Here is a 13,194-nt window from a genome sequence, read left to right as displayed (position 1 = left end):
GGTGGTGGTCTCCTTATTATAAACTTCGGTTCACGTCGCGGTGCTGCACGCTGGGGGCATAGCCGAGTTTCTCGCAGAACTCGCCAATCTTCCGTGCGAACGTGATGGAGCGGTGCTTGCCGCCGGTGCAGCCCACCGCGATCATCAGCTGGCTTTTGCCCTCCTTGACATAGAGCGGCAGGGCGTATTCCAGCATACTCTCATAGCGTCGCAGCAGCTCCTGCGACGCTTCGGAGTTCATGACGTAGTCCACGACCTCCTGGTCGAGGCCAGTCTTGTGCTTGAGTTCCGGCACATAGAAAGGGTTTGGCAGGCAGCGCACATCCAACACCAGGTCTGCCTCCTGTGGCAGACCGTACTTGAAGCCGAAGGACACGACCATCAACTCCATCGGGCTTTCGCCCTTGTCCAGAAATAGGCTGCACACCCGCTCACGGTTCTGCGCCGCCGAAAGCAGCGACGTGTCGATGACATATTTTGCCTTCTCACGCAAAGGCTGTAATAGCTTGCGCTCCTTGGCGATAGCCTCGGTGATGGGGACTTTCTCGCTGATGGTGATGGGGTGCTGGCGGCGTGTCTCCTTGTAGCGGCGCTGGATGACGGAATCGTTCGCATCCAGGAACAGGATGTCGTAATCGATTTTCTTGGCATCCAGGTCGTCCAGAGCGGCTTTCAGCTGCTCGATGCTGCGCACGCCGCGCACATCCATAACGACCGCCACGCGGCTGAGCTGGTTCTCGCCTTGCAGGGCAAAGTCCACGATACGCGGCAGCAATGCCACTGGGATATTATCAATGCAGAAAAAGCCGATATCCTCCAGCGCATTGACAGCCATAGACTTGCCCGCGCCGGACAGGCCGGTCACGATCAGAAAGTTCATTTCCACCACCGCTCTCTTACTTTACCACGCGAATCTCACGTTCCAGCACAAAGCCGGTCTTTTGCTTCACGATTTGTTTGACCTGCTCAGTCAGTTCTACCACGTCGGCACAGGTCGCGCCGCCGCGGTTGATGACAAAGCCGCAATGTTTCTCGCTGATCTGCGCGCCGCCCACGGTAAAGCCCCGCAGGCCGCAGTCCTCGATCAGCTTGCCCGCAAACGCGCCCACGGGCCGCTTGAAGGTGCTGCCCGCGCTGGGCCACTCCAGCGGCTGCTTTTCCTTGCGCTTGCCCAGCAGCTCCTGCATCTTGGCAAGCACGGCAGCACCATCGCCGCGGTGCAGAACGACCGTGACCGACAGGATGCACCAGCCGGGATTTTGTTCAAAAATACTGGTACGATAGCCCATAGCCAGATCCGCCGCAGGCAGCGTACGCAGCTGTAAGTTGTCATCCAGGAAGGTCACGCTTTCCAGCACGTCCTTCAATTCGCCGCCGTAGGCACCGGCGTTCATATAGACCGCGCCGCCCACCGTGCCGGGGATGCCGCAGGCAAATTCCAGTCCGGTCAGGCCCAGCGCTTGGGCCTTGCTGCAAAGCCGGCCCAGGGTCTGCCCTGCCCCGGCGGTGATGCGCACGACATCGTTGTCTGCGTCGGAGTGCTCCATCTCGGCCACGCCTCGCATATCGATGACTGCGCCGTCAAACCCTGCATCGTCAAACAATGTGTTGGAGCCGTTGCCCAGCAGGTAGACCCGCGCGCCGTTTTCGCGGCAGAGGGCCAGCGTGCTGCGCAGTTCCTCCGCGTTATGCGGCGTACACCAGAACGCTGCCGGGCCGCCGATTTTGAATGTCGTGTGCCCTGCCAGCGGCTCGTCCTGCACAAACGGCAGTCCTGCCGCCGCCAGTGATTCACGCAGTGCCGTGATCGTTTGTTCCTGCATGGAAACCTCCGTAAAAACTGCTGTTAAATAGAATTTCCCAGGGCGGCTGCACCGATAACACCCGCGTCGTTATGCAGCGTGCAGGCACAGATTTTGGGGAATTTGCCGGTGGTGATGTTCTTCGTCTCGTTCTCAGCATATGCGCGAACCGGGGCCAGCAGGACTTCGCCCTGGTTGGACACGCCGCCGCCGATGCAAATGACCTCCGGCTCAAAGGTGTTGATGACGTTTGCAATGCCGACGCCGACATACTCGATCCAGCTGTCCACGACCTGCTTTGCCGTCTCATCGCCCTTAGCCATGGCGTCAAAGGCGAGCTTGGCGTTGACATGGTCGATATCCTGGGTCATCGTCCACATGATGGTGTTTTTGTTGGCCTGCATGGCGGCCTTTGTCTCGCGGGTCAGTGCGCTGGCAGAGGCATAGCGCTCCCAGCAGCCCTTGCGGCCGCAGGTGCACTGGATGCCGTCCTTAACGATGACGTTGTGGCCCATTTCGCCAGCCGCAAAGTTGAAGCCGCGCAGGATTTTACCGCCCAGGATGATGCCGCTGCCGATGCCGGTGCCCAGGGTGATGACGACTGCGTCGTTATAACCCTTGGCGCCGCCCGCAATGTACTCGCCGTAAGCGGCGGCGTTGGCATCATTTTCCACATAGACCTTGCAGCCCAGCATCTTTTCCATGTCGGGGCCAAGGTTCCAGTCATAGTAGCCGAAGTTCGTGTTGAAGCCGACAAAGCCGGTCTTGAAGTTCACGCTGCCGGGGGTTCCGATGCCCACATAGTTGATATCGGCAAAGTCAACTTTGTTTTCTTTGGCAACGGTGCGGCACAGGTCTGCCAATGCCTTTTCCAAATCCTCCGCCGGGCGGGGCAGGCGCGTAGCCCATGTGGTCTTGGCGACGATTTCGTAGTTCTCGTTGACCAAGCCGGCGGTCATGGTGGTGCCGCCCAGATCGATACCAATAGTGTACTTGCTCATAATAAAATTCCTCCTACTTTTTCTGCACAGGGTTTTTTATGCAATTTCAATTCACGGACCAAGTTTTCCCGCGTGGCGTTCACGATGAGCTCCTGCGGGAAATCCATCTCTTCCAGCATGGCGTAGAGGGCTGTCAGGCCGTGTTTCAACTGGTGTGTGCTGTGGGCATCGCTGTCCACAGCGATATGGCAGCCGCTTTGCAGGCAGGCCGCCAGCAGAGCGCGCATATTGGGGATGCCGTCCTTGCGGACATTGAAGGAGTTGCCGTTCAGCTCCACGACCTTGTGATTTTTGGCAAACGCCTTGGTGACAAGGTCGTAGTCGTAGCGGTAATTTTCCTGTTCGGAATGGCCGATGATATCTACGTAAGGGTTTTCCGCCACGGCCAGCCAGAGGCGGTTTGCCTCCTTGCGGGTCAGCAGGCCCGGCACACAGGAGCTGTGAATGGACGCCACGACCCAATCCTGGTCTTTGAGCTGGCTCTCAGGCATATCCAACCCGCCTTTAGTGTCCATGACATTGGCCTCGGCTCCGTAGAGCATAACGACATCGTTGATCACATGGGGCATGGCGCTCCAGTTGGAGAAATGCCACGAGTGCGGCGCATCGGGCATAGCGGGCGCGTGGTCAGTCACAGCCAGGGCGCAGTAACCGATTTCCTTGGCCGCTACGGCCATTTCGTTAAAGGTGTTGTAAGCGTGGGTCGCACACAGGGTATGGGTGTGCAGGTCTGCAATCATTTGCATGGAATGGAAAAACCTCTTTTATTTTGAGATATCGTCCGCCAGGCCCAGCTGGGTCAGCAGCTCCTTGGCAGCGTTGTAGCCCATTTCCTTCTGGCGGTTGTTGATGGCCGCCGTTTCCAGAATAACAGCCAGGTTACGGCCGGGCATGACCGGGATGAGCATGCTGGGCACCTTGACACCGAGGATATCATAATACTCGGTCTCAAGGCCGGTGCGGTCGTAGTTCTTTGTGCGGTCCCAGGGTTCGAGCTGAACGACCATCTCGACCTCAACGCTGGAACGCACTGAACCGATACCGAACACGCGGGCCACATTGATAATGCCAATACCGCGCAGCTCAATAAAGTGGCGGATATTGGCGGGTGCGGTGCCGAGGATTTTGCGGTAGGACACCCGGCGCAGCTCAACGGCGTCATCGGCGATCAAACGGTGGCCGCGCTTGACCAGCTCGATGGCCGTCTCGCTCTTGCCGACGCCGGAGTCGCCCAGAATCAGGATGCCTTCGCCGTAGACCTCGACCAATACGCCGTGGCGAGTGATGCGGGGCGCAAGCTCGGTGTTCAAGGTCGTGATGAGCTGGCCCATCAGGGCAGACGTCATCTCGGTGGACATCAGGAGCGGCACGCCGTACTGCTTGGCATACTGCATCATTTCGGACATGGGCCGCATCCCGCGCGTGAGCACAACAGCCGGCGGCTGGAAGGAAAACAGCTTTTCCAGGTGGGTGTTGCGCAGCGAAGTGGACAACTCATCCAGATAGGACATTTCGGTCAGGCCGATGATCTGGATGCGCTTGTTGTCAAAGTTTTCATAGTAACCGGCCAGCAGGATACCCGGGCGGTACACCTCGGTTGCCGTGACCTGAATCTTGTCCAGCTCACAGGGGGTGTAGGCGGTCGTCAGATTGGCTTCCTCAGCCAGCTTTGCCAGGGAAACAGAGAATTCGGACACAGTGGAACGCCCCTTTCCTTTTTGTAGAACATTATTACTTATTATACCGTACCTGCCGATTTTTGTACAGAGGGCGCAGGTGTACAATGTTAAAAAAATACCCGCTGTTTTTGGATAAAAACAGCGGGCAGCAGGTTTTATGTCTGGGGGCGCAGTTTGGCAAACGCCCCGCGCAGGGCTGTTTGCAGCCAGAGCAGCGCCTTGGCCGCGGCAAAAGCTGCCGCCAGATAGATAATGAAGAGGAACGCTGTGTCCCTGCGGGAGAGCGCCGCCAAGTCAAAGTGGGATGCCATATCCTGGATGAGCACATGATGCACAAGGAACACCGCGTAGGAAATTTTGGCAAGCTCTGCGCCGAGCGCACGAGGCCAGGGGCGATCCAGCAGCGTCGACACCAGCGCCAGCAGGATAAACACCCCCATGCTTGCCAACGCACAGGTGATTTTGCCGTCCCATCCTTTAGCCGGGATGGCCGCCATCAGCAGTGCCGGAGCCAAGATGTACTGCGCTTTTTTCGGCAGCATCAAAAACGTCATGCCGAAGAGAAATTCCGGGATATGTACGGCCACCAGCCGCGCATCCCAGCCCAGCAGGTGTACCGGGATACACACGGCCAGCGTCACAACCCAAGTCAGCCAGGCGTTTTTGCGCAAGGCCCGCTGCAGAAGCGGGAACAGCAGATATAAAAACAGGATACTGCCTAAAAACCACTCGCCTACGCAGGCAAAGTCCATGCCGACCCACCCCGCGGCAACGGCGAAGTTGTCAAGGCCCAAAAAGGTCAGCACCAGCGTGACGGTCCTGGCCCCGCCGAAACTGCCTGGGCGCGTGACGAACCGGCAGCTGAACACAACGAACCACGCGAGCCAGAACAGCGGATAGACAGCTCTTGCCCGCTTTTTGTAAAATTGCGGGGGGCTTTGCTCTGCCGGGACTGTCAGCGCCAGTGACGCGCCGGACACGATAAAAAACAGCGATGAGCCGAAATCCCCCAAGTAAATGCCCAGCGGCAGGTTGCTGGTGAAAATTTTATGCGGCAATGTGAAATAGCCTGTGACCGTCGCATTGAAATGCACGACCAGAATACAGATGAGCGCCACGGCGCGGACCAGGTCCAGATAAAAAAGGCGTTGCTTTTTGATGGCTCTTCTCCCCTTTTACTTTTGCAGTTTGTGCTTGATGAGCCGCCCCAGATGCTTGGCCACGGCGGCAGGCCGAGCGGCATCGGCCTCGTACACATCCAGAACATCCGCCCGCGCGGCAGCCTGGGCGGCGGTTTCAAAGGCGGCGGCATAATACCCGGCGGCCTGGGCTGTCAGGGCCAGCTGCCAGGCGTCGCGCTGGGTGGTGCAGGGCGGGATGCCGTCGAGGAAGGAAGCCTCCCGCACCAGCAGCCAGCCGCAGTTGGGTGCAGGCAGTGGGTCGCTGCCAACAGGCACGGCGGCTTTTTCGGCCAGTGTCCGGGCGTCGCGTTGCCACTGGGTACGCCGGGCTGCGGCGCAGCCCGGCCACAACGGCAGCGCCGGGCTGAGCACTCCCAACAGCGGCTTTTTTTCAAACAGCTGCGCGGCGCGGCCCAGCAGGGCGTCCGCGTCGGCAGAGGCCTTTTTATTGTACCAGTCCGTCACCGGGTCGGCGGCGGGCAGCGTGTACCGCAACAAGCGCAGACCCAGCGCGGCCAGGTCGGGCACTTCGGCGGCGGGTTCTGCTATCACGTAATTCCAGTGCAGGTTCTTTGCCAGTGCGGCCATGGGCTGTGTCTGCAAGAGCGACGCAAGCAAAAGGTCAACGGGAAACTCCGTGTGCGCTTTCACATAGCGGTACAGTTCCCCCGCCGCGCAGCCATCGGTGCGGCGCAGCTCGTCGGCATAGGGCGTGAACAGGCTGCGGCGCTTGAAAAACGGGCAGTCCCGTTTTTGCAGTAGTTCTGCCGGGCAGGCCATGATGGGGTTGACGAAAACGCCGCACAAATCGTCGGTATTTACATAAGTATCCCAGATATAGCCCTTGGCAGCAAAGTACGGCGTGAACCGCGTTTCGTGCAGGATAACCGACTGTTCATAGCTTGCGGGCAGCGCCATCTGCTGCCAATAGTCCCAGAAGGCGTCGCTGTTGAATAATCGCGGCCGCAGCGCCAGGAAGTGGGATTGCAGGTGTTCCGGCACCGCGCCGCCAAAGCGGCGGCTCTGCATGGCATAATGGCGCGTCAGGCCCCAGAAGTCGAGTTCCGCCCGCGCGTCCATAGCGGCGAACATCGGCCCCAGCGGACAGACAGGCCCCGCCAGCGTAAAATTCATGAGGATGACTTCCTCATACTCCGTCAGCTTCTCCCGGCCAAGGGTCAGCAGAGCCTCTTTGTAAGCACCTACATCAAAGCCGGTGTTGTCCCGCTCAATGCGGCCTGCGCCCGCCTGCCGCACCCAGACGCGGTCCGCCGGGGTCAGCGTGCCGTTGGTAACAAACAGCACCTTGGCGTACTTCTGCATGGCTTGCACAGCAATACGGCAGGCCGTATCGATGCGGCCTGCCGGGTCGTAATGGAAATAGATGACCAGTCGTTTCATAAGGGGTCAGTCCTCGTAGGGGCCTTCGTGCGGTCCAAAGATGGCACGCTTGGTGTTGATGATGACCTTGTAGGAACCTGCGGGCAGGTTGTCCCGCAGCCAGTTCCGCGCGTGGCGGCGCTTGCTGTCGGAGTACGGCCCATAGTGGCTGAACAGGTGGTGCTTTTTGTAGGCAAAGCCTGTGGCCGAGTTTTCCGCACCGTAGAAGGTCGTGCAGTCGAACACCCGGGCCAGCGGGCGGATCATGCCGCTGGCGTAGGCCTGCATCGTGTCGTTGTGGGTCACGGCATAGTTTTTGCTCATGACCACCGCCGGGTAGTAGCCCGCGCTCTGGGCCACAAATGGGTAAATGCGCTCGATGGCGTGGCTGATGGTGCCGTCCTGCGGTAAGGGTTCGGGCGGGAAGTCCGAATGCTGCCAGCCGTGGGCAAACAGCGGTTCCAGCGCCTTGGGGCGGAACCAGAACACACTGCCGTAGGGCGCAATGGGAGATTTTTCGCCGGAAATGGGTATATCGATGCCCAGATCTTTCATCAGCTTTTTCGTGTTCTCAAAGTTCGGGCCCCAGCCGCCGGAGCACATATTCATAAAGTACAAGCCGTGCGTCGGGTACGGCGGGCAGAGAATGCCGAGGTAGGGATCCTTTTCAAATTCACACAGCACGTTCAGCACATGGGCTGCATTTTTGCAAACGTTCTCGTTGCAGACATAGCCGAAGCTGGCCCCCACACTGCCGGGCTTGGTCTGGATGGCCTTTTTGTCGTGCATAAAGCAGGCATAGTCGTAGTCTTTGAGCTGCGGGGCCAGGTCACACAGAAACGCGGCCACATCGCGGCCCTGGTTTTCCACCACGGTCACGGTGACGCTGTGCAGGTTCAAATCAGCAAAGGCCGCTTCGATCTGCGGTTTTTTTTCGGCGCTGCTCGTCGAGATAAAAACGTCCGTCTCCGGCGGGAACTTGGCCGCAAACGCCTTGCTCTGGTCGAGCATATCCATAAAATAGAGGTGCATGGCCAGCGCAATGCGGCGGTTTTTGCAGATACTCTCCGCCGTAACGGCATCCAGCACAGTCGGCTCAATGATGCGGGTCAGGGCCAGGCTGCGGGTGAAGTCGTGGGGGTGCATCGTGCGGATCATGTTCTTCCAGATGAGAGCCATCGGATAGTCTGTCTCATCCCGTAGGTAAGCGTACAGTTCCTGCACCGGCTCCCCCGCTGTATAGTTGAGGTAGGCTTCCAGCTCGTGCATAAAGCTGCGGCGCTTGAACAGCGGACACTTTTTCTCCCGCAGAAGGCGCGTCGGGCAGACGAGCAGCGGATAGTCGGTGAACTCCTTCAAATCGTCGGTCTTGACATAGACGTCCCACTTGAAGCCCTTATCCTCAAACTGTTTGGTGAACACGGCCTCGTACCGCTGCACCGAGTCGGTGTAGCTTTCGATCATCGGCATATTGTCCCAATAATTTTGCAGTTCAGGGGCCTTGACAAAGCGCTGGCGGTAGACGATGAAATGGGACTGGATGTGCACCGGCAGATAGTTATAAAGGTGCTTGCCCTTGAAGGGGTTCGACTTTGCGCCGTGGTGGATAGACAGACCCCAGAAATCGAGATCCTGATTTTCCCACATGGCGTCAAACATTTCCTTGAGCGGGCGCACCGGACCCATCAAGGTCGAGTTCGTCATGACGATCTCGTCAAATTCAGTGAGCTTCGCCCAGCCGTAAGAATCCAGCGCCGTTTTGTAGGCCCAGACGTCGAGGCCCTTGTTCTCGCGCACGATGATGTTGTCGGTAAACTGTTCAAAGGCCGCGCGGCCCTGTGCGCTGAGCTTGCCGTTGCAGACGACGACCAGCTCGGTCAGGTTCTTATTCAGGTCAGCGAGATAGTAGGTGATGAAATCATCCACATCGCCGTTTTTTTCGTAAAAGAAAAAGATGCCCAATCGTTTCATTGCGTTTTTCCTTTTATGCTCTTTTATGCTTTTTTGTAGGTATCCATGGACAGAATCTTATTGATCTTGGCCGGGTCACCCCAAGTGCCCGGGCTGTCGTAGGGGCGATCCGGGAATGCGCCGTAGTTGAGCCTGATTTTATAGTTCTTGTCTTTGAGGAACTGCTCGACCCGCTCGGCCAGGCTCATCGGCTTGCCGGTACAGACGTTGATAATGCCATTGATCTCATCCTGCACGCTGGCCGCCACAATCATGTTTGCCAACTCGTCCACATCGATGAAATCATAGAGGTTCTTGCCGCTGGTGAACGGAAAGGTCTTTTTGCCGTCCTGCTCGGCCTGGGTGATTTTTGCAAAAATGGAGCTGCCGTGGGCTTCGTCGCCGGTGATGTAGTAGGCCCGCAGCCAATGCAGCTTGCAGGGGGCATCCTCCAGCGTCAGCATCATGCTTTGGCGCAGGGCGTTTTTGGCAATACCGTACTGGCTCTGGGGCTTGCATGGCGTGCTCTCGTTGATAGCCCCCTCCCAGTAGCCGACCTCGTGCATCGTGCCCATGATGCTCAAATCTTTGAGGCCGCCGTCGATGAGGGCGTTCAGGAACACGATATGGCTGGACAGATCCTTCATGTGGGCGGGCGAATTGTGGCGGAAGCCGTCGCGCCAGGCCAGATGGATGCAGATATCCGGGCTGCCCAGTTTGCGGTACAGGTCAGCGTCGCCGCTGAACAGCGGCACATCGCAGAACTCGGCGCGCTCGTCCACACCTTTAAAGTTGAAGTCTGCCGCAATGACCTTATAGCCGCGATCCAGGGCATTTTTGACCACATGGCGGCCGATATACCCGGCCGCGCCGGTGACAAGAATCGTTTTCATAGTTGTTCCTCTCTGATGGTCAGCAAATCGTACAGATTTTGCAGCCGCAGCTGGTATAAGAGCAGCGCGGCCGTCTGCTTTTTATTGTTTCCTGCATCGTGCAAAATGTCAAGCATTCCGCCTGGGTATGGGGCTAGAACTTCCCGCAGGGTGCGCCACGCCTGCCGACGCAGCGGATCGGGGGCGCGGGCATCCCGCAGCTGGTGCATCAAAAATGTCACGGCCTGGGCGCGGCGGTTTTTCCACACAGCCTGCATTTCGTCGGGGCTGCACCAGCGCTGGGCGGCGTGAAATTCCGCCTCCATCCAGGGTTCCAACGCCCGGATGCGCCCCATAAGTGCCTGCGCCGTCCGCGCACAGGAGGTGCTCTGCGCCCCCTCAAAGTGGCGGTAGACTACCTGCGGGATGTAGACCGCCTTGCAGACGCGCCGATAGGCCGCAGCGTTAAAGACGAAATCTTCCAGGCCGAAGCTGCACCGCTCATTAAAGCGCAGGCCCAACAGCGCTGTGCGGCGGTAAAGGGCGTTCCAGACAAACTGCGGGCCGCTGTTCTCCAAAAAGGCACCATAGCCGCCCTTGCCCAACTCTATTGTGCAAGGCTGCCCGGTGGGATGCCTCTGCTCGGCAAAGGTGCCGTCCGGGCGCTGGCGCAAAAGCTCATACCCGCCGCGCACAATGTCGGCGTGGGAATCCTCTGCAGTCTGCAGAAGCAGTTTAAGTGCCCCCTGCCAGAACAGATCATCGTCGTCGCAGAAAGCGATAAACTCGCCGCCCGCGGCTTCCAGCCCGCGGTTGCGGGCCGCGCAGATGCCAGCGTTTTTCTGGGTGATGACGTGGATGCAGTCGTTCTCGCTGGCAAGCACATGGCAGAGCCGGGCCGTGCCGTCGGCGGAGCCATCGTTGACGATGATGATTTCCATCCCCGGCACCTGCTGGGAAAGGATGGACTCCACGGCGGTGCGCAGGGTCTTTTCGGCGTTGTAGGCCGGTAAAATGACGCTGATTTTTGCCATGGTATCCCTCCTTTCCCGATCATTTTTTGAGTTTCAGATAGATTTTCCCGTAGGGCAGCGGCAGTGGGGCCAGCCGCTTTAAAAAGCCGATTTTCCACCGCGCTTCTGCCAGATCGCGTTTTACGTCCCTGGGGTGGGCCAGGTAGTGGGCGGCGCTCTCGGGGGCGGCCAGCGGATACACACCGCCATCCTCGACAGTCAAATCTCCCAGCAATTTTACCTGTAAAGCAGTCGGGCTTTCCACCAGCTGCAAAAACGGTGCAATGGCCCGTTCCGGCGGGATGGGCCAATCATGCAGCACGCTGTCCCGCCAGGCAACGGCGAAGTTCCGCACGCCCTGTTGGATACCCGCCAGCAGCGGCGCGACAGGCTGGGACGCCGCGACTGCTTCTATTTTGTCCTCTGCCGCCCGATAGCCGAGCGTCGCGCCAACATCCTCAGAAATGAGTCGTTCCAGCATCGGCTGACCTGCCCAGTACAGGCGCGGAGCGGGCTGACCGCCGAACAGGAACACCTCGGTGCGCGTCTCGTCAAAGCGGCTGCGCAGGCGCTCGTCTGCCGAGAGCTGCAAGCCGTGCAGCTGCACGCCCAGCAACCGTTCCAGCAGCAGCTGGGTCGTGCCGCCGCTGCCGATATCCACCAGGATATCCCCCTCCCGCACGCCCATTTGGCGCAGGTAGGCGGTCACGGCCTCGGCGTTTTCCGGGGCGGGCAGTTTTTGCAAAAAGATATCCAGTTCTGCGGTGTTCGGAGCTTTCAAGTCAAATTTTTGTACAGCCAGCTCCGGCGGGCAGACTGCACCGCAGTAGGCGGCGATCTGCGCCCCGGTCAGGCTTTGCCGTGGCAGTGCCGCCCTCACACTGGCATAATCCCCCGCCGCCAAAAACGCCGGGGCCAGGCTGCGGCGGGAGACCCGCAAATATTCGGTTTCTTCGTCCGGGTACAGTGCGGCGTATACTGCGCGCATCAGGTACATATCCCGCGCGAGGAAATAGAGTTTCGCGTCCGGGTGCACGGCACGGCGTTCATGCAGCCAGCGGCAGTAGGCCGTAGCCAGCGGCCCCAGCACCGAAATGCCCAGCGCCTCCCCCGCCGTTTTGCACAGTTGCAGCCGGTTTTGTATAAAGGCATCGAGGTCAGACGCCGGGGCGGGGCCTGTGGGCAGATGCCACGAAGCTATCCCTGCCAGCGCGGCCCCGGCCACATCGGCGCGCCAGCTGTCCCCGATGAAAAGCACCTGCCTGGCGTCCAGTTCCGTCTCGTGCAAAAACTGTTTGAACAGTCTGCCGCTGCGCTTCTGCACACCGTAGGTGCAGGAGGCGAAGCCCCCCGCAAACTGGGTGTAGCCGCAGCGGCGCAGCATGGCGTTGATCTGCGTCTGCGGCAGGTACATATCGGAAATATAATAGAGTTTTTTGCCCTGCTGCGCCAATTTCTGCACAGCGGCCTGCACCGGTGCGTAAGCCGTGCAGGCGGCCAGCTCGGCAGCGCACTCCTGCGCGGTGTCATAACCCGCAAGGCAGGGCCGGGCGTAGATTTCCGCCAGTGTTACTTCCCCGCTTTTGGCGGCGCGGGCTTCGCGCTCGGCCCGGGTGCGGGCGGTATAAAACGCCTCGCCCCGCAGGCGGAAAAGATTCGTCGGCGCGGCAGTGTCACGCTTGATGAGCGTGTCAAACACGTCGAAAGCCACCGCGTCATACCGGGCGGCCATATGGCAGATGTGTTCCGTTAGATTCATGGCAGGTACGGTGTCTGCGGGTGGAACTTGACCCCCGCAGCAAAGCCTTTCCAGATGATTTTGATGCGTTCGGCCCGGCTGCCCTGGCCGTCGCGCAAAACCTGCACGGTGTGCCAGGCATCCTTTGCCAGCAGCCACAGCCAGCCGATGACTCCTTCCCGCCGGTAGAGCACGACATCATTGCGGTAAAAGTAGCGGTATCTGGCCCAACGGGCGGGCACGTCCTTCGCGATATTCACCACGCCGGGGTTCTGCATGGCGTGCACGACCCGACTGGATGGCACGACATAGCAGGGCTTTTCGCGGGAAATGCGGCGGGTGTACTCCCAATCGTCGGACCAGATGAAGAACTCGGCGATGGGCAGGCCGAACTGCCGCACGGTCTCGACGCGCAGAAACAGCGAGACAAAGCTCGCCATCACGGCGGGTATCTCGCCTTTGCCATCACAGAAACCGTCGATATCGCGGTACATCGTCTTGCGCTGGAGGTTCATAGGCTGGTCGGCGCCATCCGGGGCCAGGGCGCGGCCAGACAGCCAGCCGTAGTCTCCACCGTG

Annotated in this window: 12 protein-coding genes; all 12 read right to left on the bottom strand. The window is 59.4% G+C overall.

Annotated elements, in window-relative coordinates; translation table 11 throughout:
* Nucleotides 1-16: 16 nt before the first annotated feature.
* Nucleotides 17-880 carry an RNase adapter RapZ gene (gene rapZ, locus ACZO0A_RS02025; RefSeq protein ID WP_294717948.1) on the bottom strand — a complete coding sequence of 288 codons (864 nt, stop codon included), beginning with the start codon at nucleotides 878-880 and terminating at the stop codon, nucleotides 17-19.
* A 16-nt stretch (nucleotides 881-896) separates the two neighbouring features.
* The gene (gene murB, locus ACZO0A_RS02020) at nucleotides 897-1,823 is read right to left on the bottom strand and encodes a UDP-N-acetylmuramate dehydrogenase (RefSeq protein WP_294717949.1); all 927 of its coding nucleotides are present in this window, start codon (nucleotides 1,821-1,823) and stop codon (nucleotides 897-899) included.
* Nucleotides 1,824-1,846: 23 nt separating this feature from the next.
* Nucleotides 1,847-2,803, bottom strand: a complete 957-nt coding sequence (locus ACZO0A_RS02015) for an ROK family protein (protein WP_294717950.1) — start codon at nucleotides 2,801-2,803, stop codon at nucleotides 1,847-1,849.
* Nucleotides 2,800-3,549 carry a phosphatase gene (locus ACZO0A_RS02010; protein WP_291209818.1) on the bottom strand — a complete coding sequence of 250 codons (750 nt, stop codon included), beginning with the start codon at nucleotides 3,547-3,549 and terminating at the stop codon, nucleotides 2,800-2,802. The genes ACZO0A_RS02015 and ACZO0A_RS02010 overlap by 4 nt, the downstream gene beginning before the upstream one ends.
* An 18-nt stretch (nucleotides 3,550-3,567) precedes the next feature.
* Nucleotides 3,568-4,500, bottom strand: a complete 933-nt coding sequence (gene hprK, locus ACZO0A_RS02005; RefSeq protein ID WP_215691931.1) for an HPr(Ser) kinase/phosphatase — start codon at nucleotides 4,498-4,500, stop codon at nucleotides 3,568-3,570.
* Between the two features lie 137 nt (nucleotides 4,501-4,637).
* Entirely contained in the window at nucleotides 4,638-5,618 is a 981-nt protein-coding gene (locus ACZO0A_RS02000; protein WP_302375676.1) for an acyltransferase family protein, read from the bottom strand.
* Between the two features lie 39 nt (nucleotides 5,619-5,657).
* Nucleotides 5,658-7,064: a rhamnan synthesis F family protein gene (locus ACZO0A_RS01995; RefSeq protein WP_302375546.1), complete on the bottom strand. Its 1,407-nt coding sequence runs from the start codon at nucleotides 7,062-7,064 to the stop codon at nucleotides 5,658-5,660.
* A 6-nt stretch (nucleotides 7,065-7,070) separates the two neighbouring features.
* Nucleotides 7,071-9,014: a rhamnan synthesis F family protein gene (locus tag ACZO0A_RS01990; RefSeq protein ID WP_215691928.1), complete on the bottom strand. Its 1,944-nt coding sequence runs from the start codon at nucleotides 9,012-9,014 to the stop codon at nucleotides 7,071-7,073.
* 23 nt (nucleotides 9,015-9,037) lie between these two features.
* Nucleotides 9,038-9,886: an NAD-dependent epimerase/dehydratase family protein gene (locus ACZO0A_RS01985; protein ID WP_302375543.1), complete on the bottom strand. Its 849-nt coding sequence runs from the start codon at nucleotides 9,884-9,886 to the stop codon at nucleotides 9,038-9,040.
* Nucleotides 9,883-10,899 (bottom strand): glycosyltransferase family 2 protein, encoded by a 1,017-nt coding sequence (locus ACZO0A_RS01980; RefSeq protein WP_302375541.1) that lies wholly within the window; start codon nucleotides 10,897-10,899, stop codon nucleotides 9,883-9,885. The genes ACZO0A_RS01985 and ACZO0A_RS01980 overlap by 4 nt, the downstream gene beginning before the upstream one ends.
* Nucleotides 10,900-10,918: 19 nt before the next feature.
* A complete protein-coding gene (locus ACZO0A_RS01975; protein ID WP_215691925.1) occupies nucleotides 10,919-12,637 on the bottom strand; it encodes an HAD family hydrolase in 1,719 nt (572 codons plus the stop codon).
* On the bottom strand, nucleotides 12,634-13,194 hold a 561-nt coding region (locus ACZO0A_RS01970; protein WP_486845984.1), incomplete at its 5' end, for a glycosyltransferase family protein. The genes ACZO0A_RS01975 and ACZO0A_RS01970, both read right to left, overlap by 4 nt.

It is taken from the genome of Gemmiger sp. (assembly GCF_057431175.1).
Note: the sequence above shows the minus strand (reverse complement) of the source record. Positions and strands in the feature narration are given on the sequence as shown.

Coding starts and splice junctions, on each gene's coding strand:
- ACZO0A_RS01990 (WP_215691928.1), bottom strand. CDS start 9,014: ATGAAACGATTGGGCATCTTTTTCTTTTACGAAAAAAACGGCGATGTG.
- rapZ (WP_294717948.1), bottom strand. CDS start 880: ATGAACTTTCTGATCGTGACCGGCCTGTCCGGCGCGGGCAAGTCTATG.
- ACZO0A_RS02010 (WP_291209818.1), bottom strand. CDS start 3,549: ATGCAAATGATTGCAGACCTGCACACCCATACCCTGTGTGCGACCCAC.
- murB (WP_294717949.1), bottom strand. CDS start 1,823: ATGCAGGAACAAACGATCACGGCACTGCGTGAATCACTGGCGGCGGCA.
- ACZO0A_RS01980 (WP_302375541.1), bottom strand. CDS start 10,899: ATGGCAAAAATCAGCGTCATTTTACCGGCCTACAACGCCGAAAAGACC.
- ACZO0A_RS02015 (WP_294717950.1), bottom strand. CDS start 2,803: ATGAGCAAGTACACTATTGGTATCGATCTGGGCGGCACCACCATGACC.
- ACZO0A_RS01975 (WP_215691925.1), bottom strand. CDS start 12,637: ATGAATCTAACGGAACACATCTGCCATATGGCCGCCCGGTATGACGCG.
- ACZO0A_RS01995 (WP_302375546.1), bottom strand. CDS start 7,064: ATGAAACGACTGGTCATCTATTTCCATTACGACCCGGCAGGCCGCATC.
- ACZO0A_RS01985 (WP_302375543.1), bottom strand. CDS start 9,886: ATGAAAACGATTCTTGTCACCGGCGCGGCCGGGTATATCGGCCGCCAT.